This window comes from Bradyrhizobium sp. SZCCHNR1017, from assembly GCF_032381375.1.
In the GTDB taxonomy this organism is placed as follows: domain Bacteria; phylum Pseudomonadota; class Alphaproteobacteria; order Rhizobiales; family Xanthobacteraceae; genus Bradyrhizobium.
In genome coordinates this window covers 151,383-175,693 of the sequence record NZ_JAUHIR010000002.1, presented here as the reverse complement: position 1 = coordinate 175,693, position 24,311 = coordinate 151,383, and the positions used below count along the sequence as shown (strand labels likewise).

Sequence of the window (24,311 nt, the reverse complement as noted above, 5' to 3'; positions counted from 1 at the left end):
ATGCTTTGGGGAGGGGCCTGTCGGTGGACCGGATTTCCCGGACACACAGGAGGGCGCGTTTCCTCAAACCCTAACTTGATCGAAGAGGACGCGATGACTAAGCGCAGTGAGGCGAAGTACAAGATCGATCGCCGCATGGGCCAGAACATCTGGGGCCGCCCGAAGAGCCCCGTCAACCGCCGCGAATACGGCCCCGGCCAGCACGGCCAGCGCCGCAAGGGCAAGCTCTCGGACTTCGGCGTGCAGCTGCGCGCCAAGCAGAAGCTGAAGGGCTATTACGCCAACATCTCTGAGCGCCAGTTCCACGGCATCTATGTCGAGGCCGGCCGTCTCAAGGGCGACACCGGCGAGAACCTGATCGGCATTCTCGAGCGCCGTCTCGACACGGTGGTTTTCCGCGCCAAGTTCGTCTCGACCATGTTCGCGGCGCGCCAGTTCATCAACCACGGCCACATCAAGGTGAACGGCCGCAAGGTCAACATCGCGAGCTACCAGGTCAAGCCGGGCGACGTGATCGAGGTCAAGGAAGCCTCGAAGCAGCTCGCCGTGGTGCTGGAAGCGACCCAGCTCGCCGAGCGTGACGTGCCCGACTACATCGAGGCCGATCACTCCAAGATGACCGCGAAGTTCATCCGCATCCCCGCGCTGTCGGACGTGCCGTTCGCGGTGCAGATGGAGCCGCATCTGATCGTCGAGTTCTACTCGCGCTGAGCTTGACCGGACCGCGGTCCGGTCCCATCTGATAATCCGAAGGCCCTGGCACGCGCCGGGGCCTTTTCTTTTTGGGCTTGTTTTCGGATGGGGCGAACCGATTCCCGAATGCCACACCTGCCACGAATTCGCCCCAACCTGGGCTGACAGCTACTCCGTCCCGTGATTCACTGTCTGCAGTTGTAAAGTAGCGGGGCGTTCGCCATGGAGTTCAACAGGCGCAATATCATCTTCGGTGCGTTGCCGACCGATGCGGTCGGTGCCCCGCCTCTGCCGCCGTTGCGGGCGCCGCCGCTCAGCGCTCCGCCGTTACGCGCACGGACCTCCGGCGTCCGCTACCGCTTCAACGACGGCCTCTATCCCTCGACGGTCTTCGACCTCCTCGAACGCTCCTGCTGGCACGTCCAGTCCGATGCGACAGCCCATGTGATCCGCCATGTCGGGACCGGGCTCACCTTCGCCGATGCGCAGCTTCGCCACGATCCCTACGCGCTCGAGCTCCTCCACTGTTTCGACGACTCGCGCGAGCTCGCCGACGAATGGCACACCATGCTGGTCGGCTGGGCCGCGGTGAACATGGGCTGGAACATCAAGCGGCAACGCCCGGGCGCCGCGCTGCTTCTTTCACCGTCGCGGCAGAGCCCGCTCGAACCCTGGGTGTTCGATTGCACCGAGGCGCCGCCGCTGGTCGCCGAGCCGATCGAGAGCAAGCCGTTGCGGCGGCCGGACATCTGGCTCAACCCGCCGCGCGCGGCGTAATCGAGGAGGCGTTTTGCGGGGGCGATGCGAGTTGGGTAAGGTCCGGGTCGTGATAAGCCGAACGAGGACCGCCGATGTATTACACCCCGCCCGCGCGTGATCCCAAGGCGCCGCCCGTGCGCGTCAATCTGTTGTCGGACACGCAGACCCGCCCGACAGCCGCGATGCGCGAGGCCATCGCGCGGGCCGAGGTCGGCGACGAGCAGATCGGCGACGATCCGACCGTGCATGAATTGTGCGGCCGCGTCGCCGCGCTGCTCGGCAAGGAGGCCGCGGTGCTGATGCCGTCGGGCACGATGTGCAATGTCGCGGCAACGCTGGTGCATTGCCGCCCAGGCGACGAGATCCTGGCACACGAGACCGCGCACATCATCTCGCGCGAGGGCGGCGCGCATGCGGCGCTCGGCGGTTTCCAGGTGACGCAGCTGAAGGGGCCCGACGGGCAGTTCACGCCGGAGACGTTCCGCGCCGCGCTGCATCCGCGCTCGCGCTACCAGCCGCCGCAGACCGTCGTCAGTGTCGAGCAGACCGCCAATATCGGCGGCGGCACGATCTGGAAGAAGGCTGCGCTCGACGAGATCGCCGAGATCGCCAAGGCGAACGGCATGGCGACGCATATGGACGGCGCAAGGCTGCTCAACGCGACGGTTGCCACCGGCATTCCCGCTGCCGAGATGACCGCGGGCTGGGATTCGGCCTGGATCGATTTCTCCAAGGGGCTGGGCGCGCCGATCGGCGGCGTGCTCGCCGGCAGTGCCGCCTTCATCGACGAGGTGTGGCGCTGGAAGCAGCGGCTCGGCGGCGCGATGCGCCAGGCCGGCGTGGTCGCCGCGGCCTGCATCCATGCGCTCGATCATCACGTCGACCGGCTCGCCGAGGATCACGCCAATGCGCGGGCGCTGGCACGCGGGCTGTCGCAGATCCAGGGTGTCGAGATCCAGGAGCCGGAGACCAATCTGGTGTTCTTCAAGCCGGACGGCGCCGGCGTGTCCGGCGAGACGATGGTGAGTGAATTGCGCAAGCGCGGCGTGCTGCTGGCGATGATGGACGGCCGCATCCGCGCCTGCACCCATCTCGACGTGACAGCCGCCATGATCGAAGAGACGATCGGCCACGTCAGGGAGATCGTACGCAGGGCATGAGGATCATCGCACGCGCGCCCGGCAGACCTAATGCCGCACAGGGCACGCCGCTGTCAGCGCGGCGATCCCTTGCGAGCGCGGCTCTCGACGGCCCGGCTCAACGCCTCATCGTGCAACTCGGCACTCGCATCGGAAAAGCAGCAGAACACGATCTGCGACAGCGACGTCTCCGCGCTGATGGTCTCGATCGAAGTGGCGACCGCTATCGATGCCGCACGATCCGCAGGGAAGCGGAAGATGCCCGTCGAGATCGCGGGGAACGCGACCGAGTCCAAACGATGCTTGTGACACAGCTCGATCGAGCGCCGGTAGCACGAGGCCAGCAGCTCCGGCTCGCCGCGGTCGCCGCCCTGCCAGACCGGGCCAACGGTGTGGATCACGTGGCGGGCCGGCAGCCGGTAGCCTTTGGTGATCTTGGCCTCGCCGGTCCTGCAGCCATGGAGCATGCGGCACTCCATGACGAGGTCCGGTCCCGCCGCACGGTGGATCGCACCGTCGACGCCTCCACCACCGAGCAGAGACGAGTTCGCGGCGTTGACGATGGCGTCAACGCCGAGCTTGGTGATGTCGGCGACGATGACCTCGAATCGGGTCGCGCCGACCTTTCGGACCGGATAGCTCAGCCGGATAGCTCAGACAGAGGCCGCCGTCCCGACCGGGATGCCCTTGTCGGTGAACAGCTGCTGCAGCTCGCCGCTCTGGAACATCTCGCGCACGATATCGCAGCCGCCGACGAACTCGCCCTTCACATAGAGCTGCGGAATCGTCGGCCAGTTCGAGAACGTCTTGATGCCGTTGCGCAGCTCGGCGGATTCGAGAACGTTGAGGCCCTTATAGCCGACGCCGACGTGGTCCAGGATCTGCACGACCTGGCCGGAAAATCCGCACTGCGGAAACTGCGGCGTCCCCTTCATGAACAGGACGACGTCGTTCGACTTCACTTCATTGTCAATGAATTGCTCAATGCTCATCTTCGCTTCCTCTAGGGCGCCTCAAGGAACGCCTGGGGCTCGGTGCGCGCTGATCGCCACCGGACGGGTTTCGTCCGCAGCCGACCGTCACTCCTCTATATGTAGCGCAAACCGTTGTTCAACCAAAGTAAAATGCCGAGGATCGGCCGGCGACCCAGGCCCCGGCCGGACCATAGGCTGACGGCAGCAATATTATAGCCGGCACGAGGGTTTCATCCCGTAACCAAGCCCCTATTTAGGACGAACTGTCGAAAGGAACTTGTTCCGTCGAACATCGTTTTCTGCTGGCAAACGGAGACCCTCGTGACCAGTTCTGCCTCCGCTACGGCCCCGATCCCCGTTACTGATGCGCTTCAGAGCAGGTCCGGCTCCCTCGCCGGGCGCCTGACCGAGGCGTACCTCGCCGTCCGGGGCGAGACCGAGCGGCGCGCGGCGCCGCTGAGCCCGGAGGATCAGGTCATCCAGTCGATGCCGGACGCCAGTCCGGCCAAGTGGCATCGCGCCCATACGACCTGGTTTTTCGAGCAGTTCGTGCTGGGCGAGCACTGCCGGGGATATACCCCTTTTCACGCCGACTACGCGTTCCTGTTCAATTCCTATTACGTCAGTGCCGGCCCGCGCCACACGCGGGGCGAGCGCGGCCTGATCACCCGCCCGGGCGTGGCCGACGTCACGGCATATCGGCGGCATGTCGATGCGGCGATGGTGGACTTCCTGGGCAGCGCCGATACCGCCACATTGGCCGCGGTGGCGTTGCTCGTGGAGGTCGGCCTCAACCATGAGCAGCAGCATCAGGAGCTGATGCTGACCGATATCCTGCATGCGTTCGCGCAGAACCCGACGGCCCCGGCCTACGATCCATCCTGGACCTTCCCTGCCCCCACGGAAACGGGCGAGGATTGGATTCACCTCCCCGAGGGCATCCATACCGTCGGGCACGCCGGCGATGGTTACCATTTCGACAATGAGGAGCCAGCCCATCGCGCGCTCGTCGGGCCGGTAGGCATCGCGCGCAATCTCGTCACCAATGCCGAGTGGCTCGCCTTCATGGATGACGGCGGCTACCGGACCGCCACGCTCTGGCTCATGGACGGATTCGCCACCGCCAGCCGCGAGGGCTGGCAGGCTCCCGGGCATTGGTACAAGGTCGAGGGCGAATGGCGCATCATGACGCTCGGCGGACTGCGGCCGGTCGATCCCGCTGCTCCGGTGTGCCACGTCAGCTACTACGAAGCTGACGCCTTCGCGCGCTGGCGCGGCAAGCATCTGCCGACCGAGATGGAATGGGAGGTCGCCGCGCGCGGCAACCAGCTCAACGATGCCTTCGGCATTGTCTGGCAGTGGACCCGCAGCGCCTACAGTCCCTATCCCGGCTATCGTGCCATCGAGGGTGCGCTCGGCGAGTACAACGGCAAGTTCATGGTCAATCAACTGGTGCTGCGCGGCTCATCGCTCGCGACGCCGGTGGGCCACAGCCGCGTCACCTATCGCAACTTCTTCTATCCGCATCATCGCTGGCAATTCACCGGGCTCCGGCTCGCCGACTACACCTGAGCTATCAGCATTCGTTGCCCGACAGTCGCGCGTGTGTGCGCGTCCAGGAGAGTATCATGAACGTGCACGTCAACGCGCTGCTCGACGCCCATCTCCCCGACGACAAGACGTCGGCCTTTGCGACGGACGCAGTCGCAGGCCTCGCCCAGCAGCCCAAGCAGCTATCGCCGAAATATTTCTACGATGCCGCCGGATCCGATCTGTTCGAGCAGATCACGCGCCTGCCGGAGTACTATCCGACGCGGACCGAGCTCGGCATCTTGAGGGATCGCGGCGCCGAGATCGCGGCAGTCATTCCCGACGATGCCGCCCTGGTCGAGTTCGGCGCCGGCGCCACCACCAAGGTGCGGCTGCTGCTGGAAAGCTGCCGCTTCGCGGCCTACGTGCCGGTCGATATTTCCGGCGAGTTCCTGACCGCACAGGCCGACAGCCTGCGCCGCGACTTCCCGCAGCTCGCCGTGCACCCGGTCGTCGCCGACTTCACGACGGCGTTCAAACTACCTGACGCCATCGAAGGCAAGCCGAAGGTCGGCTTCTTTCCGGGATCGACGATCGGTAATTTCGAGCCGCATGAGGCGTGCCGCTTCCTGCGCTCGGCACGCGAGATCTTGGGGACCGGCGCGCGGATGATCGTCGGCGTCGACCTGGAGAAGGACGAACGTGTGCTGCACGCCGCCTACAACGACGCGGCCGGCGTGACCGCGCGCTTCAATCTCAATCTGCTGCTGCGGATCAACCGCGAACTCGGCGGCAATTTCGACCTGTCCGCCTTCGTCCACCGCGCGATCTACAATCGCGAGCAGCACCGCATCGAGATGCATCTGGTGGCGCGGAAGCCGCAAACGGTGCGGCTACTCGGCACCACCATCTCGTTCCGGGCCGGCGAGAGCATTCACACCGAGAACAGCTACAAATACAGCATCGCGCGCTTCAGCGCGCTGGCCCGCGGATCCGGCTGGAAAGTCCAGACCGTGTGGACGGATGCCGAGAAGATGTTCTCGGTTCAGGCGCTCGTCGCCGAGGCGTGAGGCTCCGGCTTCGACCGCAACGACAGCGTCTCCCACAGCGCGACGATCGCCAGTAGCGCGCTCGTCAGCGCCGAAAGCACGAGAGGCGACAGTTCGGTCGCGAACCAGCCGAGCCCGATCAGTGCGAGCAGTCCGGCGCCGTGCGACAACTGCAGGAAGCCGCGGATGTTGAACTTGAAGAGGATGGTCCCGAGCAGAAACACGAACGGACCGCCGATCGTCGTCGCCGCCGTATTCAGGTCGGTATGCCCGAGCGGGTGCTTCAGGACGATCTCGTCCGACACCGCCGAAACGATGATGCCGGCGACAATCGGCATGTGCAAGTAGGTGTAGGCCGAGCGCGCCATCAGCCCGGATTGGGCCGACTGCGAAATCACTTCCGATCCCGCCTCAGCGCCGCGGTTGAAATACACCGCCCACATCGCCACCGTGCCGATGAAGGCGCTGGCGAAAGCGGCAATGTTGGCTCCAGTCCAGTCGAGCTCGGCAAAGGTCGCGCCGGTGACGACGATGGATTCGCCGAGCGCGATGATGATGAACAGCGCACATCGCTCCGCCATGTGGCCGCCTTCGACCATCCAGTCCTCGACGGTGGATGCACCCAGCCCGGGCACCCAGAAGCGGACGGCCGGCGACACATATTCCAGGGTGAGCGCCGCCCCCCACAGCCCCATCCGCGCCGGGCCCTCGGCAAGGCCGCCGAGCAGCCAGAGCACGGCGGAGGCACTGAGCCAGGAGAGAATGCGGCCGGCGTTGCGGCGGACGGCAGATCGCTGCGGCGGCGTCGCGGTCAGCCAGAACGCGGTCCGGCCGACCTGCATGGCGGCGTAGGCCATGGCGAACCACAGGCCGCGGTCCTCGAACGCCCGCGGGATCGACATCGACAGAACGAGGCCCGCCAGCATCAGCGCGAACAAGAGACCTCGGACCAGCGCCTTCTCGGGATCGAGCCAGTTGGTAACCCAGGCGGTGTAGACCCACACCCACCAGACCGCGAGAAACAGAACGGCCGTCTGGGCGGCGCCGAGCGGCGAGAAATGGCCGATCAGATAATGCGAGATCTGCGTGACCGCGTAGACGAAGACGAGATCGAAGAACAGCTCGACGAACGTGACCCGGCTGTGCCGGTTCGGCTCGATGACGCGAAACAGCGCACCACGCGGATTGTCCACCGCCATCTCCCCCGGATGAGCGATCTCCCCCTAAGCAGTCAGCGCTGGTCCGGCACCCCGGTCTGCAGGGCCAGAGCATGCAGCACGTCACCCATCTGGCCGCGCAGCGATTGATAGACGAGCTGATGCTGCTGAACGCGGGATTTGCCGCGGAACGATTCCGAGATCACCGTCGCGGCGTAATGGTCGCCGTCGCCAGCGAGATCGCGAATCGTCACCTGTGCGTCAGGGATGGCAGACTTGATCATCTGCTCGATATCGTGGGCATCCATGGGCATCCCGGTGCATCTCCTTGTGTCGGGCAGGCGCCGCATCCCGTGGACGATGTAGCCCGCAGGGCCCGCGGCTTGGCTGCAGCTCCCATCAGTGGCCCGCGGAGCGCGGCGAATCAAGGCGTTCTCGCGGGACCGTGATAGTGAAATCTAGCGCGAACCGCTTTCGAGGTCACGCGCGGAACCACTATATACCGGGACCAGACGAGATGCGTCGGACTGGGTGACGCACCCAAATGGCCGAATCGCGAGGACGACGACATGAAGCTTCCAGGACCGGATCATCCGATCACCGTCACCCCCAATCCGAAACGCGTACGGGTGATCGCCGACGGCGTCGTGATTGCCGACACCACCCGCGCGTTGACGCTCAAGGAAGCGAGCTACCCCGCGGTTCAATACGTGCCGCGGGCCGACGCCAACATGGCGGCCTTGCACAAGACTGATCGTGTCACCCATTGTCCGTACAAGGGGGATGCGAGCTATTTCAGCGTCATCGCCAACGGCAAGACATTGGACAATGCGATCTGGAGCTACGAGGCGCCCTTCCCGGCGATGACCGAGATCTCGGGCCACCTGGCGTTCTATCCGGACAAGGTACGGATCGAGGAGGTCGCAGCTGATTGAACTGCGGTGACAGCCCGCCGCGCGGCCGGCACGAGGCCCATACCGGCGCGGCGGTCGTTTCGGTCACTGACCTGATGGCGTGCTACACTCTGAAAATCGTAAGCCCGAGAATCAGCAGCACGAGGAAGATCACCAGGAAGATATAGAACAGGATCCGCGCAATGTCGGCGGAAGCTGCCGAGATGCCGGTGAAGCCGAGAATACCGGCCACCACCGAGATCACGAAGAACAGCAGCGCCCATTTGAGAATAGTCACGGTATGGTCCTCCGGTTCTGCGCCGCGCCGGCGCGGCGCCTCACTAACGATGACGCGGGGAACCGGTTCCTTCGGCCATCGGTCCCGGTGCCGAAGAAATGCGCAACCCACGACAGTCCCGGCCGTAACTTCGTAGGTCGTCGGTTCGTAAGGATATCCGGAGCGGAAATCGGCAGAGTGTGTGAGAAACCGGCTTGCGGACCGCGGCACTTGCTGATTTGCAGCACCAACGACGACATCTGGTAGTCCGGCGCCGTCATTCGCTCGCTTTTGGGCGACTCCAGCGAATGGCGGTGCCAGAGGGTCACACGAGCTCATCCACTCATTCCAGCTCGCGCAGCCTTGGACGACGTTTGCATGACGCCCCGCGGCGAAGGGGGATGCGAACGTCACATCCGCTGCACGGGCCGGGCAGCAGCGACGCCGGGGGGCGTATGGTCATATCGGTTACACAATCGGCGGCGGCCGCAAAGGTCGAGCTTCAGGCCCGCCCGCGCGCTCGGGCACGCAACGCCGCGCTCGATCACGCCCGGACATTCCTGACGCTGGTGGTGCTGCTCCACCACGCCGTGATTCCCTATACCTATTTCGGGCACACCGATCCGACGTCCTTCCTCGGTTTCGACGCCATCGTGCTGGCCACCGACAGCTTCTTCATGGCCATGTTCTTCTTTCTGTCGGGCCTGTTCGTGTGGTCGGGCCTTGCCCACAAGTCGACGCTGCAGTTCCTGCGTGACCGGCTATTGCGCCTTGGCCTGCCCTTCGCCATCGCGGCCCTGACCGTCATTCCGCTTGCCTATTACGCGATCGAGCTGCGCGCCAATCCCGACGCCCGCTTCGCTTCCTTCTGGTGGAAGACGGTCACGGTCGGCCCATGGCCGAGCGGGCCGATCTGGTTCATCTGGGTGCTGCTGGCGTTCGACACCTCGGCAGCCCTTTTGTACCGCGTCTCGCCCCGCCTGCTGGATCCGATCAATCGGCTGTCGCAGCGCGCCTTCGAGCATCCGCGCGACTTCTTCTTCGTCTTCCTGCTGATCACGGGCGGGCTCTACATCCCGTCCCGGCTCTATTTCGGCCCGACGTTGTGGTTCGAGGCAGGGCCGCTCTCGGTGCAGGCCAGCCGCGTCTTGCTCTACGCCGCCTATTTCTACGTCGGGGCTGGCATCGGCTCGGCCAATTTCGAACGCGGCCTGCTGGCCGCAGAAGGGCAGATGTCGCAGCGCGGACTCGGGGCCTGGATCGTGGTCACGCTCGTGCCCTATGCGCTGCTCTGGGTGCTCATCACGATCAAGCGCCAAGTGCTGGGCAATCCGCCCGTGTTGCCGCAATGGTACGAGGCGGCCTATGGCTTCTTGTTCGTCATCTTCAGCGCCGCGATCCTGTTTGCGATCCTGTCCTACTTCCTGAACAACCGCCGCTCGGAATTCTCCGTGCTCGATCGCATGCAGGCCGATGCCTATGGCATGTTCCTGGTGCACTATCCGATCGTGCTGTGGATCCAGTACTGGCTGTTCGACTTCGGCCTGCCAGCCATCGCCAAGGCGACGATCGCCTTTGTCGGCAGCATGCTGCTGAGCTGGGGCGCGACCTGGGTGCTCAGGCAGATTCCGGGGGCGAAGAACGTGTTGTAGGACGGTCCTGCCTCCTCCGTCATTGCGAGGAGCGCAGCGACGACGCAATCCAGACCGCATCCGCGGATGGCGGTCCTGGATTGCTACGCTGCGCCCGCAATGACGCTGGGCGAGGCCAACGCTTTCACGACGAACTCCGTCGTCGTTTGCCAGCGTGCCTGACCGTGACCGCCGCGGCGTGCGTCCGGGGTCAGGCGGCTGACCCGCCCATGTATTTGGGCAGCCAGCTTTCGAATCCCGTCTTGAGCGCGGCGACCTCGACGGCACCATCGCCGGCGATCGCCAGCGCAGTGCCGCCTGTCGTGCCGATGCGCGTGCACGGCACGCCGGCGCCGCGCATCTTGGCCAGCACGCGGCCAGCCTCGGTCTCCGGCACCGTCACGAGATAGCGCGCCTGGTCCTCGCCGAACCAATAGGCATGCGGCACGATCGAGGCAGGCGCGGCCAGCAGCCGCGCGCCGATGCCGGAGGCCATTGCCATCTCGGCGAGCGCGACGAGCAGACCACCGTCGGCCAGATCATGCGCAGCTGTCGCCGTGCCCGCATGGATCATGCCGCGGACGACATCGCCGATGCGCTTCTCGGCGGCGAGGTCGACAGGCGGCGGAGCGCCCTCCTCCCGGCCGCAGACGTCGCGCAAGTAGACCGACTGGCCGAGCCAGCCATGGGTCTCGCCGATCAACAGGATCGCCTCGCCCTCGGCCTTGAAGGCGATGCTCGCCGACTTGGTGAAATCATCGAGCAGGCCGACGCCGCCGATCGAGGGCGTCGGCAGGATCGCGCGGCCGTTGGTCTCGTTGTAGAGCGAGACGTTCCCGGAGACGACGGGGAAGTCGAGCGCGCGGCAGGCCTCCGAAATGCCTTTCAGGCAGCCGACGAACTGGCCCATGATCTCGGGCCGCTCCGGGTTGCCGAAATTGAGATTGTCGGTGATCGCAAGCGGCCGGCCACCGACCGCGGTGATGTTGCGCCAGGCTTCGGCGACGGCCTGCTTGCCACCCTCGAAAGGATCGGCCTCGCAATAGCGGGGCGTGACGTCGACGGTGAGCGCAAGCCCCTTCGGGCCATCCTGCACGCGCACCACGGCGGCATCGCCGCCCGGCCGCTGCACGGTGTTGCCGAGGATCACATGGTCGTACTGCTCCCAGATCCAGCGCTTGGAGCACAGATCGGGCGTTGCGATGAGCTTCTCCAGGGCCGGGATGATGTCCAGGGGCGGCTTGACCTCGCGGGCATGGATCACCGGCAGCGCCGACGAGGCCACGTGCGGGCGGTCGTACAGCGGCGCCTCGTCGCCGAGCTCCTTGATCGGCAGGTCGGCCATGACGTCGCCGCCATGCTTCACCACGAACCGCTTGCTCGGCGTGGTGTAGCCGACCACCGCGAAATCGAGCCCCCATTTGCGGAAGATCGCTTCCGCCTCCTTCTCCTTCTCCGGCTTCAGCACCATGAGCATGCGCTCCTGGCTCTCGGAGAGCATCATCTCGTAGGCGCTCATGCCGATCTCGCGGGTCGGCACGGCATCGAGATCGAGATCGACGCCGAGGTCGCCCTTGGCGCCCATCTCGACCGCCGAGCAGGTCAGGCCGGCCGCACCCATGTCCTGGATCGCGATCACGCAATCGGCAGCCATGATCTCCAGGCACGCCTCCAGCAGCAGCTTCTCGGCGAAGGGGTCGCCGACCTGCACCGTCGGGCGCTTCTCCTCCGAGGAATCGTCGAACTCGGCCGAGGCCATCGAGGCGCCGTGGATGCCGTCGCGGCCGGTCTTGGAGCCGAGATAGACGATCGGCATGTTCACGCCGGAAGCCGCCGCATAGAAGATCTTGTCGGCGTCGGCGAGGCCGACCGCCATGGCGTTGACCAGGATATTGCCGTCATAGCGGGTGTGGAAGCGGGTCTGACCGCCGACCGTCGGAACGCCAAACGAGTTGCCATAGCCGCCGATGCCGGCCACCACCCCGGACACCAGATGCCGGGTCTTGGGATGCTCCGGCGCGCCGAACGACAGCGCGTTCAGGCACGCGATCGGGCGTGCGCCCATGGTGAACACGTCGCGCAGGATGCCGCCGACGCCGGTGGTCGCACCCTGATACGGCTCGATGTAGCTCGGGTGGTTGTGGCTCTCCATCTTGAACACGACGGCCTGGCCGTCGCCGATGTCGATCACGCCGGCGTTTTCGCCGGGGCCCTGGATCACCCAGGGCGCCTTGGTCGGCAGTCCCTTGAGATGGATGCGGGACGACTTGTACGAGCAGTGCTCGTTCCACATCGCCGAGAAGATGCCGAGCTCGGTGAAGGTCGGCACCCGCCCGATCAGCTTCAGGATGCGCTCATATTCATCGGGCTTCAGCCCGTGGGCGGCGACGAGCTCGGGGGTGATCTGCGGTTCATTGCGCATGGAGAAATGCCTTTGCCCGTGGGCCGCTGGTCCCTTGAAGCCTGCTTCATAGAAAGATCGCCAGGGCGGGAAAAGGCCTTTTACGGCCCTATTCCGCCCTGTCCAGAGCTTTGGCCCGGACCGCCAGAAGGGATATTTGCAGATTGGCGACCAATCGGATTTAAGACGGTAAATCAACAGTTAAAGGCCCTGACACGTGCACGACCTGTCCCGTTCCGCCTTCGAGAACCGCCCTGGCATCCACATCGCGACCGACGGCGAGTTCGCCGGCTGGCGGACCTGGATGCGCGACAGCTACGAATCCCACACCGGGCCATTCTGGCACCGGATGGAGGACGATGGCTCGATCCGCTGCGCCTTCCGGGTCGAGAAGAAGCACCTCAACGGCGGCGGTAACGTCCACGGCGGCTGCCTGATGACCTTCGCCGACTACTGCCTGTTCGCCTTCGCCGCGCCGATCATGCAGGGCCCGGGTGTCACGGTGTCGTTCTCGTCCGAGTTCCTCGATGCCGCGCGTGAGGGCGAACTGATCGAGGCTACCGGCGAGGTCACCCGCGCCGGCGCCTCGCTGATCTTCCTGCGCGGCATGCTGCATTCCGGCCCAAAGCCGCTGTTCTCGTTTTCCGGCACCATCAAGCGCATCAGGCGGCGGACACCGGAGGCGGCGAACTCGCCGTAGGGACGGAGCAAGGGGGATCGCGCTCAACTCTCTCCGTCATTCCGGGGCATTCGCGCGCAAAATGGCGTAGCCATTTTGAAGCAGCGCGAATGAGCCCGGAATCCATAATCACAGCCGCAAAATGGTCGAAGAACAGCGCCACGCGCATCCCGCCTCCCAAGACATGCGTGGTTATGGATTCCGGGCTCGCGCTTCGCGCGCCCCCGGAATGACGCGCGGAGAAGATGTACCCTGCCGTTGCGGAGCTACCCCGCGAGCTGCTTCTCCGCGATCGATATCCACTCGGCCTGCGCCTTGCGCACATGTCGTGGCGCGCGCTTCATCTGGATCAGCAGCTCGGTGAACACGACCTTGGCCTCATCGATCCGGCCGACTAGCTTGAGCAGCGTGCCGTAGCGGACCTTCGCCTCGCTGCCCGGCGCATAGTCCAGCAGCGCCTGGTACTCCTCGATGGCCTCATCGGTGCGGCCGGCTTCCTGCAAAGCCCGCGCATAGAGCAGATGCGCCTCGGCCGAATTGTAGTCCGGCCAGCTCTTCTGCAGCTCGTCGAGCGTCGCCAGCGCATCCCCTGGGCGGCGGCGCGCGAACTGCGCCTTGGCCTTGCCGAGCGCGAACAGCGGCTCGTGGCCCATCGGCAGGCTCAGGATGTGATCGTAATGCTGCTCGGCCTCCTCATAACGCCCGACCGCGACGCATTCCTCGGCCAGCGCCGCGCGGTTGGCGATCGTGTCCGTGATCGCGACACGATCGGACAACTCGCGGTAGTCTTTCTCGGGGTCCAGCTTGTTGGCGACGCGCTTGCGCGCCTTCTGGACGTCGTGGCTGCCCAGCCATTCCGGCACCAGTTCGACGACGATGTAGGCGAGCGCGCCGATCATCGGCACCATCAGGATGATGAAGGCCCAGGGCTGCAGACGGCCAGTCCGCGACGCATGGTAGATCAGCGAAATGTCGAGCAGCAGTACGACGAGCGCGATAGGCACGGCAGATCCCCAACTCACGGCGAGATTTTACACGCCGACGTTGATAGCGTGGCCGGCCAGCCCGGACAATCCCGCGCTCACGCAGGCCGTTGCGGACGATCCCGTTTTGACGCATCACGGCCACAGCAGGTTCAATGGACGCACGCCTGTGGCGGCGGCCTCCGCGACGCTCGTAGCTAAGCTCCCACGGGGCCCCGGCGAGATTCATCGAAGCGAAAGAACGCCGAGGGATTGTCGACCAGAAGCCGCTGTCGCGCCGTCTCCGACGGCGCGATCTCGGCCACGAGGTCGGCCAGCACCGCATCGTCCGGCATTTGTCCCTTGATGTTGACGTGCGGCCAGTCGCTGCCCCACAGCACGCGCTCAGGGGCGTGCGCGGCAAGGCTTCGGGCGAACGGCACAACGTCATGATAGGGCGCGCCCTCGCGCGAGATGCGATCGGCACCGCTGAGCTTGATCCAGACCCGCCCGCTGTCGAGCAGGCGACACAGGATCGCCTGACAGGCGCCGAGATTCCGGCCGAGGTCCGGCCGGGCCATGTGGTCGATCACCATGCGCACCTCGATGGCCGCGATCAGCTCGGCATAGCGGATGAGATCGGCGGCCGTGACATGAATGGCGACATGCCAGTCGAACGGCCTCACCAGCGCGAGCACGGCCCGCATGCGCTCCGCCGACGGCGCGCCGCCGAGATGCGCCAGAAAGTTGAAGCGGGCACCGCAGACGCCGGCTGTATCGAGGCGCGCGACCTCTGCAGCCGTGACCTCCGCGCCGAGCACGGCGACGCCGCGGTAGCGGCCTTCTCCCACGGCCAGCGCATCGAGCAGCGGGCGATGGTCGCGGCCATGACCCTGGCTGTGGACGATGACCGCGCGATCGATGCCCAGCCGATCGTGCAAACGGCGCAGCGCCGTTTCCGGCGCGTCCGGCGGCGTGAAGCTGCGATCGTCGGGCAGCGGAAAGCGGTCGAACGGACCGAAGATGTGACAATGCGCATCGCAGGCCCCTGCCGGCCATGCGCGGGAAACGGCAGCCATGCCCGTGCTCATGGGTTCAGTCACAGCGGGCGCTCATGCCGCCATCGACAACGATCTCGGTGCCGGTAACGAAGCGCGCCTCGTCGGAGGCGAGGAACAGCGCGGCGTGGGCGGTGTCGCGGCCGTCGCCCATGAAGCCGAGCGGGATGCGAGCCTGCCGCGTCCGCAGCAGCGCCGCGACATCGCCGCCGGCGCGCTGCCCGGCGAGGCGCGCCTCGACCATCGGCGTGTGCATCTGGCCAGGCACCACCGTGTTCACGCGCACGCGCTGCGGGGCATACTGCACGGCAACGACGCGCGAGAACTGGATCACCGCGGCCTTGGCCGAGGCGTAGCCGACCTGCGCCGATCCGGTCCAACGGATGCCCGAGGTGGAGGCCGTGTTGACGATGGCCCCGCCGCCCTGCGCCGCCATGTGCGGCAGCACCGCCTTGCAGGTGAGGAAGACGCTCTTCACGTTGAGATCGAGCTGCGCGTCCCAGCCCTGCTCGCTCAGCTCGACCGGGCCTCCCGGCGCCGAGCCGCCGACATTGTTGACCAGAATATCGACGCGGCCGAACGCTGCGATACAGGCGTCGACCATCGCGGCGACATCCGCCGCATCGGTGACGTCGCAGCGGCGGGCCTGGATGACGCCGCCGTGGTCCCGGGCGCGCGCCAGCGTCTCGTCCACGCGGCCGCCATCGCTGTCGACGGCGAGGACCCTGGCGCCCTCGCGCGCGAAGATGACCGCAGCGGCGCGGCCGTTGCCCCAGCCCGGACCGACGCAGCCGGCACCGGTGATGATCGCGACCTTGCCCTCCAGGCGCTTCGTCATGGTCATGGCTCCAGCTCCGGCGTCTCGCCATCGGGCAGGCCGATGTCGAACGCGTTGAGGGTCAGCGCCACCAGCCCGTAGTAGCCGATGATGCCGACGAGATCGACGACGCCGCGCGTGCCGAGGGTTGCGGCCGCCAGCGCGTGCAGATCGTCCGGCACGCGGCCGCTGGCGAGCAGCAGCCGGGTGTAGTCGTGAACGAGCTTCGCGGCGGGATCGGTGAACTCTGGATCACGCCGTTGCGCGATCGCGTCGATGACCGACGGGGCGATGCCCGCCGCGAGCCCATCCCGCTTGTGGGCATACCATTCGACATGCGAGGTCCAGTGCCGTGCCGTCACGAGGATCGCGAGCTCGGACAGCGCAGGCGGCAATGACGTCTCGTAGCGGGCGAACTCGCCGAGCTTCTGGGCCCGGCGTCCGAGCTCCGGACTGTGCAGCCAGGCCCGCAGCGGCGCCGGGATCCGGCCGCGCCGGCCGGCGATGGCCTCTTTGGCCACCGCGCGCTGCGTCTCGTCCATCTCGGCCAGGGCAAGGTCCTCGATGCGCATGCGATGCTCCTGGTCACGAGGCGCGAGGAATCGGCCGTGTCGCGGGCGTGGCAAGAAAAGCCGTCAGCCGCCCCGCCAGCTCGGCGGGGGCCTGCACCTGCATCAGATGACCGGCCGTGTCGACGGTCGCGAACGCCGCGCCGGGAATGAGACGGGCGAGCGCCTCGACCTGCGCCTGCGGCCGCAACAGATCATGCGCGCCGGCAAGCAGCAGACAGCGCTGCCGAACCTCCGCGAGCCGTTCGCGCAGATCGACCTCGGCGAACGCCAGGTTGTTATGGGCATATCCGACCGGATCGTTGCCGAGGAAGCGGCCGAGATAAGCGAGGTAGGCATTGCGGTCGGTTCGCAGCACCGGCGGATAGGAACGATCGAGCGTATCCGCCGCCACGGCGCGCATGCCGGCGCGCACGCAGAGCGCGGAGCGCGCCGCCAGATACTGCACGCGACCAGCATCGACGCTGAGGGCCGGCGCGCACAGCGCCAGCGCGCCCACGCGCTGCGGATGCGCCAGCGCGAAGCTGACGGCGAGCGCCGCACCGGCGGCGACGCCGGCGATATCGACCGGTCCGTCGGCGCCGAGCGCCCGCAGCAGCCGGTCGAGGTCGCCGACGTGATCGGCGAAGCCGAACGGCGCGCGCGGCTTTTCCGACAGGCCGGCGCCGCGCAGATCATAGCGCAGCACCCGCAGGTCGTCGGGCAGCTCTGGCATCAAGGCATCGAAGCTTTCGAGGCTGCCGCCGAGCTCATGCAGCAACACCAGCGTCCTCGCGCCACCGCCGCGCAGCTCATAGCGCAGCGTCAAGCCGTCGAGATGGATGAAGTTCATCGGCAAGGCGCCCGTCTCATCGTTGTCGGCGCGCGGTTTGACTCGCCCTGGGCCGCTTGCAATAAACTGCGGCGGGCAGCGGCGCGGAGGACACGGCCATCGACATCCGCGAGCTTCGTTACTTCGTGCAGGTGGCGCGCGCCGGTAGCCTGAGCCGGGCATCGGCATTGCTTAATGTCGCGCAATCCGCGCTCAGCCGGCAGCTGATGAAGCTGGAGGACGAGCTTGGCGTCGCGCTGCTGGTGCGGCACGGCCGCGGCGTCCGCCTGACCCGCGCCGGCACGACGTTCCTCGAGCACGCCCATGCCGTCCTGCTGCAGATCGACCAGATGCCCGGCGCGGTGCGCTCGCCGGATTCGAGCTTCGCCGGTCACATCGCGCTCGGGGTGCCGCCGGTCGCGGGCCTGCGCATCGCGCCGTCCGTGGTGGTCGAACTGCGCCGGCGCTGGCCGCAGGCCTCCGTGCAGGTCCGCGAGGGCATCAGTTCGTCGCTGGAGGAATGGCTGCTGGACCGCCGGCTCGACATCGCCGTGCTCTACAATCCCCCGCCGCTCGACGGCATCGCGCTGACCCCCATCCTGCACGAGCGGATGGTCGTCGCCCTGCCGCCGGCCAAGCGCGGCGACACCGTGGCCGAGACGATCGGCTGGCGCGAGCTGGCCGGCCTGTCGCTGATCCTGCCGAGTCTTCCGCACAGCAACCGGCGGCTGATCGAGCAGGCGGCGATCCAGAACGGCACGCGGCTCAACGTCGCCTTCGAGGTCGACAGCGTGAGCATGACGAAGGCCATGGTTCGGCGCGGTCTCGGCGCAACGATCCTCGCCCATGCCGCGGTCGTCGCCGAGGCGAAGCGCGGCGAGCTCACCGTGCGGTCGATCGAGCGGCCGCCGCTGATCTCGACCGTCTCGATCGGCATGCCGCGGGAACGCCAGCCGACCTGGCTGGCCGACGAGCTGCTGGCGCTGATGCGCGAGGTGATCGCGCAGAGCGTGGCGGACGGCGCCTGGCCCGGCGCCAAGATCATCGGCGACTACGTGCGCTGAGCTCATTCGCCCGCACCGGCGATTGCAGCGTGGCCCTCGTCGACGGCCGCCTCCGCGACCGTCGCCGCGGTGCCGCCCGCGAGATAGGCATCGAGCCTGGCGGCATCCAGCGCATTTTCCCAGCGCGCGATGACGAACACGGCAACGGTGTTGCCGACGACGTTGGTGAGCGCGGTGCAGGTCGCCATCAGGCGGTCGATGCCGAACAGCAGGCCGAGGCCGTTGAGCGGCAGCACGCGGACGGATTGCAGGGTCGCCGCGAGCTTGATGAAGGCGCCGCCCGCGACGGTGGTGCCGCCCTTCGAGGTCAGCAGCATGACCGCGAGCACCGCCAGCTGCTGGCCGTAGCTGAATGGCGTGTCGGTGGCCTGGGCGATGAAGCCGACGGCAATCGCCATGTAGATGCCCGTGCCGTCGAGATTGAAGCTGTAGCCGGCCGGCAGCACGAAACCGACGATGGCGCCGTCGCAGCCGGCCTGCTCGAGCTTCTGCATCAGCCGCGGCAGCGCAACCTCGCCGGACGCGGTCCCGAGCACCAGCAGCAGCTCCTCGCGGATCAGCCGCAGCAGCTTGAGCAGCGACAGCCGCATGATGGCGCACACGCCGCCGAGCACGACTGCGACGAAGACGACCGCCGTGATCCAGTACAGCAGCACGACCTTGCCGAGATAGAGCAGCGTGGCGCCGCCATGCGTGCCGATCGCCGCCGCCATGGCGCCGAACGCCCCGAGTGGCGCCAGCTTCATGATGAAACCCAGCATGCGGAACAGCACGTCCTGCCCCTCCTCGATGCCGCGCAGGATCGCCGACTCCGTCTTCAGGCCGACGCTCAGCGCCGCGCCCACCATCACCGAGATGAACAGGATCTGGAGAATCTCGCCCTTGGCGAAGGCGTCGACGATCGTGGTCGGGATGATGCTGAGGAAGAAGCCGATAGCCGTGAAATTGCTCGCGGCGTTGGAGATGCGCGTCACGCTGTCATTGAGCGCGAGGTTGCCGGCATGGAGCCCGTCGCCGGGCTGGAACACGTTGACCGCGATGAAGCCGACGACCATGCCGAGCGTGGTCAGGATCTCGAAATACAGCAGCGACTTGAACGCGAGCCGGCCGAGCTGCCTCATATCGCGGACATGCGTCAGCCCGAGCACCACCGAGCAGAAGATGATCGGCCCGAGCATCATGCGCAGAAGTGCGATGAACGCATCGCCGAGCGGCTTCATCTGAACGGCCGCCTCTGGCGCCAGCAGGCCGACGGCGATCGCGAGCAGGATCGCGATCAGGACTTGGACATACAGCTGGCGGATGATCGCCATGGCTCGTTTCGCTCCCCTTGTGGACGAGATGGAATCTCGTTCCCCGTTGTGAGCGAACTGAAGCAGAGCCGGACGTGCTATGTCCAAATCAATCTTTCGATGGCCTCCCATGCCGCAGCGGCAAGGGAGGCCATCGATGAGACAAGGCGCAGCCGCGCCTCGGCCCTACTGCTGCTGGTCGATGACCTGCACCACCTTCTGATCGCGCGGGTCGACCAGCACGACCTGCTCGCCGATCGCTAGATACTGGTAGTTGGCGAGCTCCGGATTGCTGCGCGCGAGCTCATCGGGCACGCGGCGCAGGCTCAGGCAGCTCGATCCGGACGAGGACGACGACGATGTCGTCGAACCCACAGTGCCCGTCTCGGTGGCGGCGCGGCGCAGAATCTGGCGCTGATCGTCCGACAGCACGATGCGGGTCGAGCCGACGCCATAGCCGCCGCGATCATAGCCGCGGTCCGCGCGCATGCCGTTCTGCGGGATTACGTCGACGATCTCGCGGCTGCGCGGGTCGACGATCGCGATCTCGTCATGGATCACGGTGTACTCGTAGCCGCGATATTCCGGCACGATCGTCACGATGTCCGACGGCAGCGGACGCGGCCGCACGCGCTCGGGCAGGCGCTCGCCGACGTTGATGTTGATGTTGAGATTGGTACGCGCCTGGTCGAAGTCGTGATCGCGCTTGAGCTGATCAACCACGCGGGTCTTCTGCTGCTCGTTGACCGACACCTGCGTGCTGGAGCGGCTGCCATTGGGCTGGGTCTGATTGTTGGCCTGCCCGGTCTGATCACGCTGACCGGCGCCGGTCTGCTGGTTCTGCTGCGCGGTCGTGTTCTTGCTGTCGGCCGCGTTCGGCTGGTTGGCCTGCTTGTTGCGGTCGCCGGTCTGCTTGTCCGCGGCCTCGTCGGACGTGCCGGTCTTGCGCTCGTCCTGGCTCTGCCGGGTCTTGTCCTTATCGTGATCATTGCGATCGGCCTCACGGTCGGACTTCCGATCCGTCGCCCCCGACTTACTCTCGGCGGCGCGATCCTCGCCCTTGCGCGGCTCGTCGGCGCGCCCCTGCTGTTGCTTCGACTCAGCCTTGCTCTTGCTGTCAGACTGCTTGTCGGCCTGCTTGCTGTCAGTCGACGACTTCGACTCGGCGTTCTCCTTGGCCTCGCGGCCACGCTCGGCGGCCGCACCGCCCTTGCTCTCGGCGCTCTGCTTGGCATCATGTGCCGACCGCTCGGAGGACCTTTCCTGAGCCTGCTCGCGTCCTGCTGCGGATGAAGGCTCGCCACGGCGCTGCTCCTGCGCGCTCTGCTTTGCCTCGGCGCCGGCACGTTCCGCCGCGGCGGCGCCGCCCTTTGCCTCTCCCTTCGCCTCGGCCGCCGGACGCGTGGCCTCGTGCGCCGTCGCAGCGGCCGGGCCTCCCTCGCGCTTCATGTCGCCTTGCGCCGATGCAGCACCTGATGCCGTTCCGATCGCCAGGATGATCGCGGCCGTTCCCAGCCAATGTTTCGTCGTCATATGAGAACCTCCTTGGATCCCTGCCCCATTCGCTGGCGGACAACGCAAACAGCCGCCCGGCGTTGCCGGACGGCGCGAGAAAAAACTCCGGAACGATTTTGATGAACGGCTTCGGCGCGCCGTCACGCGATCATTTTGACCGTGGCGCGAGCAGAAGCATGACCGGGACCGCGAATTGCTTGAAGTTGGCCGTGCTGTTCGCCTCGCCAGTAGCGGAGCTGATCAGGCTGGCACTGCCTCTCGCGCCGAACAGCATGCCGCTCACTTGATATTCCTTCTCTCCGCCTGGCGACACTTTCAGGCGCCGTGCATAGAACATGCGCGGCAGCCCGCTGCCCTTGCCGCCCTCGACGCCCAGAATCGTCGTGGTCTGCCCCGGCACGCGCTGGTCGAGCAGCTTGACGGTCTGGTCCTGGGAGGCGCGGAATTGCTCGATCGTCATCGTCGTGTTGGGTCCGTAGAGCCGGTAGCTCACCTTCGAGCCAGGGCCGCATTTCGCATCGTCGCACAGGAAGAAGGTCACATCGGTGCCGTTCGGCCGCTGCGGTTTCCAGCCGCCCACGGTGAACGGCAGAGGCGGTGGGGCGACCGACGGCGTCGTCGACGGGGTCTCGGCCCGAGCGGCGCCAACGCCCGTGACGAGCGAGAGCGACACGGACAGGAGAAGCCAGCGCAGGGCGCGCTGAGTGAGAGGCAGCGTCGACATCAAGGCACCGTCGGGATCGAGGAAGTGGCAGGCAGGACGGACGTCAGGGACGATCCGGGAGATGGAGGACGTCCCGCAACCTCGATCACCAATCGGTCGTTTGTGGGTCGGGCCGGGCGAGCGGCCCGACGGAAACGTCACGGGCGCAGCCCGCCGATCAGGCCGCGCGGTCGAGATGGGCGACGAGGCCGGCGAACAGGCCACGGCCGTCGGTGCAGCCCATGATGTCCTCGACGTGATTCTCGGGATGCGGCATCATGCCGAGCACATTCCCGTTCTCGTTGACGATGCCGGCGATGGAATGCGCAGCGCCATTGATGTTGCTGAGGTCGCCGACCTCGCCATCGGCCGAGCAGTAGCGATAGAGCACGCGCCCATCGCCGTTCAGCCGCTTCAAGGTCTCCTCGTCGGCCGCATAATTGCCCTCGCCGTGAGCGACCGGCACGCGGATGACCTGACCCGCATTGTAGCCGCGGGTGAACGGCGAATCGGAGCGCTCGACCCGCAGATGCACGTCCTTGCAGATGAATTTCAGCTTATCGTTGCGCATCAGCACGCCCGGCAGCAGGCCCGACTCGCACAGGATCTGGAAGCCGTTGCAGACGCCGAGCACGAGCCCGCCCTTGGCGGCGAAATCGCGTACTGCGTCCATCACCGGAGCCCGTGCCGCGATTGCGCCACAGCGCAGATAGTCGCCATAGGAGAAGCCGCCGGGCACCACGACGAGATCGGTGCCCTTCGGCAGCGACGTCTCGGCGTGCCAGACCATCGCAGGCTCATGGCCGGAGATCATGCGCAGCGCGCGGGCCATGTCGCGTTCGCGGTTGATGCCGGGGAAGACGAGGACGGCGGATTTCATGATGCTACGTGTTTGCTCGATAATGATCCCCTCGCAGCGTCGCGAGAGTGTGTGAGTCCGACGAGAGCTCTCTGTTCAACGCTCGCGCACCAGCAAGCAGCTCATCGACTGAATGTTCGACACGGACCTGAGCACGCGGGATTTCCAGCAGAAGCTCGTAGATCTCGCGGTCGATCACGGCCATTGCCTACCCCAGCAACTCCACCCGGTAATTCTCGATCACCGTATTCGCCAGCAGCTTGTCGGCGGCCGCCTTCAGGGCGGCCTCCGCCTTGGCCTTGTCGGCACCGGCGAGCTCGATGTCGAACACCTTGCCCTGCCGCACGCTGGCGACGCCGTCGACGCCGAGCGATTTCAGGGCGCCCTCGATCGCCTTGCCCTGCGGATCGAGGATGCCGGATTTCAGCGTCACCGTGACACGCGCTTTCACGTCTTGTTCCCTTTTAGCTCTTGACCAGGACCGGGCCGGAGCCCGCCGGGCGCTCGTTCTCGATGAGGATGCCGAGCCGCTTGGCGACCTCGGTATAGGCCTCCAGAAGGCCGCCAAGATCACGACGGAAGCGGTCCTTGTCGAGTTTCTCGTTCGACTTGATGTCCCACAGCCGGCAGGAATCGGGGGAAATCTCGTCGGCGACGATGATGCGCATCATCTCGTTCTCGAACAGCCGGCCGCATTCCATCTTGAAGTCGACCAGGCGGATGCCGATGCCGAGGAAAAGCCCGGTCAGGAAGTCGTTGACGCGAATGGCGAGCGCCATGATGTCGTCGATTTCCTGGGGCGTCGCCCAGCCGAACGCGGTGATGTGCTCCTCCGACACCATGGGGTCGTTGAGCTGGTCGTTTTTGTAATAGAATTCGATGATCGAACGCGGCAGCTGGGTGCCTTCCTCGATGCCGAGGCGCTGCGACAGCGAGCCCGCCGCCACATTGCGGACGACGACCTCGAGCGGCACGATCTCGACCTCGCGAATCAACTGCTCGCGCATGTTGAGCCGGCGGATGAAGTGAGTCGGAACCCCGATGTCGTTGAGGTGCTGAAACAGGTACTCCGAGATGCGGTTGTTGAGGACGCCCTTGCCTTCAATCACCTGGTGCTTCTTGGCATTGAAGGCGGTGGCGTCGTCCTTGAAGTGCTGGATCAGGGTGCCCGGCTCGGGGCCTTCATACAGGACCTTGGCCTTGCCTTCATAAATGCGACGCCGACGGCTCATTGGGATGTACCGTGTTTTGTTGAAATCCATGAAATGGTGGGCTCCGGATGACTTTGGACAGGACCACGACGGAGCTGCCGCGAGGGCCCGGACGGACGGAAACAGAACAAGAACCGGGCCTGTGGGAAACCTATCTCATTGGTGTCCCGAGCACAATCGATCCGGGCCTCGGGAGCGGAGTTTTACCGCCCTTCCCTGCGGCCTCGTACCCGTTGTATTGGCAAGATGTTCCAATTATTTAGGCGTG

Annotated in this window: 26 protein-coding genes; 9 read left to right on the top strand and 17 right to left on the bottom strand. The window is 66.1% G+C overall.

The annotated features are described in order from the left end of the window. Positions 1–93: 93 nt before the first annotated feature. The 3 genes from rpsD to QW863_RS06365 all read left to right on the top strand — a co-directional run bounded on the left by rpsD (position 94) and on the right by QW863_RS06365 (position 2,612). Entirely contained in the window at positions 94–711 is a 618-nt protein-coding gene (gene rpsD, locus QW863_RS06375; protein ID WP_011925811.1) for a 30S ribosomal protein S4, read from the top strand. Between the two features lie 204 nt (positions 712–915). Further along, a complete protein-coding gene (locus QW863_RS06370; RefSeq protein WP_315714828.1) occupies positions 916–1,470 on the top strand; it encodes a hypothetical protein in 555 nt (184 codons plus the stop codon). A 74-nt stretch (positions 1,471–1,544) separates the two neighbouring features. Then, positions 1,545–2,612 (top strand): threonine aldolase family protein, encoded by a 1,068-nt coding sequence (locus QW863_RS06365; RefSeq protein ID WP_315714829.1) that lies wholly within the window; start codon positions 1,545–1,547, stop codon positions 2,610–2,612. A 53-nt stretch (positions 2,613–2,665) separates the two neighbouring features. Here QW863_RS06365 and QW863_RS06360 read toward each other — a convergent pair whose 3' ends face one another. Together QW863_RS06360 and grxD are read right to left on the bottom strand one after the other, a co-directional pair. Next, a complete protein-coding gene (locus QW863_RS06360) occupies positions 2,666–3,235 on the bottom strand; it encodes an O-acetyl-ADP-ribose deacetylase (RefSeq protein WP_315714989.1) in 570 nt (189 codons plus the stop codon). A gap of 9 nt (positions 3,236–3,244) precedes the next feature. Then, a complete protein-coding gene (gene grxD, locus QW863_RS06355; RefSeq protein ID WP_315714830.1) occupies positions 3,245–3,583 on the bottom strand; it encodes a Grx4 family monothiol glutaredoxin in 339 nt (112 codons plus the stop codon). A 303-nt stretch (positions 3,584–3,886) separates the two neighbouring features. Between grxD and egtB the strand changes: the two genes are divergently transcribed. Together egtB and egtD are read left to right on the top strand one after the other, a co-directional pair. Beyond that, positions 3,887–5,137 (top strand): ergothioneine biosynthesis protein EgtB, encoded by a 1,251-nt coding sequence (gene egtB, locus QW863_RS06350; protein WP_315714831.1) that lies wholly within the window; start codon positions 3,887–3,889, stop codon positions 5,135–5,137. Positions 5,138–5,193: 56 nt separating this feature from the next. Then, positions 5,194–6,165: an L-histidine N(alpha)-methyltransferase gene (gene egtD / locus QW863_RS06345; protein ID WP_315714832.1), complete on the top strand. Its 972-nt coding sequence runs from the start codon at positions 5,194–5,196 to the stop codon at positions 6,163–6,165. Here the strand turns inward: egtD and QW863_RS06340 are convergent. Both QW863_RS06340 and QW863_RS06335 read right to left on the bottom strand, forming a co-directional pair. Next, a complete protein-coding gene (locus tag QW863_RS06340; RefSeq protein ID WP_315714833.1) occupies positions 6,141–7,343 on the bottom strand; it encodes a low temperature requirement protein A in 1,203 nt (400 codons plus the stop codon). The two genes, egtD and QW863_RS06340, sit on opposite strands and share 25 nt — an antisense overlap. 32 nt (positions 7,344–7,375) lie before the next feature. After that, on the bottom strand, positions 7,376–7,615 hold the full coding sequence (locus QW863_RS06335) for a BolA family transcriptional regulator (protein WP_315714834.1): 240 nt from the start codon (positions 7,613–7,615) through the stop codon (positions 7,376–7,378). Between the two features lie 255 nt (positions 7,616–7,870). Between QW863_RS06335 and QW863_RS06330 the strand changes: the two genes are divergently transcribed. Next, a complete protein-coding gene (locus QW863_RS06330; protein ID WP_315714835.1) occupies positions 7,871–8,236 on the top strand; it encodes a DUF427 domain-containing protein in 366 nt (121 codons plus the stop codon). Between the two features lie 82 nt (positions 8,237–8,318). Here the strand turns inward: QW863_RS06330 and QW863_RS06325 are convergent, their stop codons facing one another. Then, complete coding sequence (locus QW863_RS06325) at positions 8,319–8,492, bottom strand: DUF1328 domain-containing protein (RefSeq protein WP_012045337.1); 174 nt, start codon at positions 8,490–8,492, stop codon at positions 8,319–8,321. 434 nt (positions 8,493–8,926) lie between these two features. On the opposite strand from QW863_RS06325, the gene QW863_RS06320 reads away from it, so the two are divergent. Continuing rightward, positions 8,927–10,123, top strand: coding sequence for an acyltransferase (locus tag QW863_RS06320; RefSeq protein ID WP_315714836.1), 1,197 nt, complete (start codon positions 8,927–8,929; stop codon positions 10,121–10,123). Between the two features lie 190 nt (positions 10,124–10,313). Here the strand turns inward: QW863_RS06320 and purL are convergent, their stop codons facing one another. Beyond that, complete coding sequence (gene purL / locus QW863_RS06315) at positions 10,314–12,524, bottom strand: phosphoribosylformylglycinamidine synthase subunit PurL (protein ID WP_315714837.1); 2,211 nt, start codon at positions 12,522–12,524, stop codon at positions 10,314–10,316. A 196-nt stretch (positions 12,525–12,720) separates the two neighbouring features. Between purL and QW863_RS06310 the strand changes: the two genes are divergently transcribed. Further along, positions 12,721–13,203, top strand: a complete 483-nt coding sequence (locus tag QW863_RS06310) for a PaaI family thioesterase (protein ID WP_315714838.1) — start codon at positions 12,721–12,723, stop codon at positions 13,201–13,203. A 245-nt stretch (positions 13,204–13,448) separates the two neighbouring features. On the opposite strand, the gene QW863_RS06305 is transcribed toward QW863_RS06310, so the two are convergent. The 5 genes from QW863_RS06305 to QW863_RS06285 form a co-directional block, all read right to left on the bottom strand. Then, a complete protein-coding gene (locus tag QW863_RS06305) occupies positions 13,449–14,186 on the bottom strand; it encodes a tetratricopeptide repeat protein (protein ID WP_315714839.1) in 738 nt (245 codons plus the stop codon). A 176-nt stretch (positions 14,187–14,362) separates the two neighbouring features. Further along, on the bottom strand, positions 14,363–15,223 hold the full coding sequence (locus QW863_RS06300; protein WP_315714840.1) for an amidohydrolase family protein: 861 nt from the start codon (positions 15,221–15,223) through the stop codon (positions 14,363–14,365). A gap of 16 nt (positions 15,224–15,239) precedes the next feature. Next, on the bottom strand, positions 15,240–16,040 hold the full coding sequence (locus QW863_RS06295) for an SDR family NAD(P)-dependent oxidoreductase (protein WP_315714990.1): 801 nt from the start codon (positions 16,038–16,040) through the stop codon (positions 15,240–15,242). A 2-nt stretch (positions 16,041–16,042) separates the two neighbouring features. Next, positions 16,043–16,591 carry a carboxymuconolactone decarboxylase family protein gene (locus QW863_RS06290; protein WP_315714841.1) on the bottom strand — a complete coding sequence of 183 codons (549 nt, stop codon included), beginning with the start codon at positions 16,589–16,591 and terminating at the stop codon, positions 16,043–16,045. A 13-nt stretch (positions 16,592–16,604) separates the two neighbouring features. Then, a complete protein-coding gene (locus QW863_RS06285; protein ID WP_315714842.1) occupies positions 16,605–17,420 on the bottom strand; it encodes an alpha/beta fold hydrolase in 816 nt (271 codons plus the stop codon). Between the two features lie 98 nt (positions 17,421–17,518). On the opposite strand from QW863_RS06285, the gene QW863_RS06280 reads away from it, so the two are divergent. Beyond that, positions 17,519–18,463 carry a LysR family transcriptional regulator gene (locus QW863_RS06280; RefSeq protein ID WP_315729347.1) on the top strand — a complete coding sequence of 315 codons (945 nt, stop codon included), beginning with the start codon at positions 17,519–17,521 and terminating at the stop codon, positions 18,461–18,463. 2 nt (positions 18,464–18,465) lie between these two features. On the opposite strand, the gene QW863_RS06275 is transcribed toward QW863_RS06280, so the two are convergent. The 6 genes from QW863_RS06275 to purC form a co-directional block, all read right to left on the bottom strand. Then, positions 18,466–19,776: a cation:dicarboxylate symporter family transporter gene (locus QW863_RS06275; protein WP_315714843.1), complete on the bottom strand. Its 1,311-nt coding sequence runs from the start codon at positions 19,774–19,776 to the stop codon at positions 18,466–18,468. Between the two features lie 165 nt (positions 19,777–19,941). Continuing rightward, on the bottom strand, positions 19,942–21,204 hold the full coding sequence (locus tag QW863_RS06270; protein WP_315714992.1) for a DUF1236 domain-containing protein: 1,263 nt from the start codon (positions 21,202–21,204) through the stop codon (positions 19,942–19,944). A gap of 214 nt (positions 21,205–21,418) precedes the next feature. After that, positions 21,419–21,994: a hypothetical protein gene (locus QW863_RS06265; protein ID WP_315714993.1), complete on the bottom strand. Its 576-nt coding sequence runs from the start codon at positions 21,992–21,994 to the stop codon at positions 21,419–21,421. Between the two features lie 157 nt (positions 21,995–22,151). Continuing rightward, the gene (purQ, locus tag QW863_RS06260; RefSeq protein WP_315714844.1) at positions 22,152–22,853 is read right to left on the bottom strand and encodes a phosphoribosylformylglycinamidine synthase subunit PurQ; all 702 of its coding nucleotides are present in this window, start codon (positions 22,851–22,853) and stop codon (positions 22,152–22,154) included. Positions 22,854–23,040: 187 nt separating this feature from the next. After that, positions 23,041–23,283, bottom strand: coding sequence for a phosphoribosylformylglycinamidine synthase subunit PurS (gene purS / locus QW863_RS06255; RefSeq protein ID WP_315706343.1), 243 nt, complete (start codon positions 23,281–23,283; stop codon positions 23,041–23,043). 13 nt (positions 23,284–23,296) lie between these two features. Next, on the bottom strand, positions 23,297–24,064 hold the full coding sequence (gene purC / locus QW863_RS06250; protein WP_016843454.1) for a phosphoribosylaminoimidazolesuccinocarboxamide synthase: 768 nt from the start codon (positions 24,062–24,064) through the stop codon (positions 23,297–23,299). Positions 24,065–24,311 lie beyond the last annotated feature (247 nt).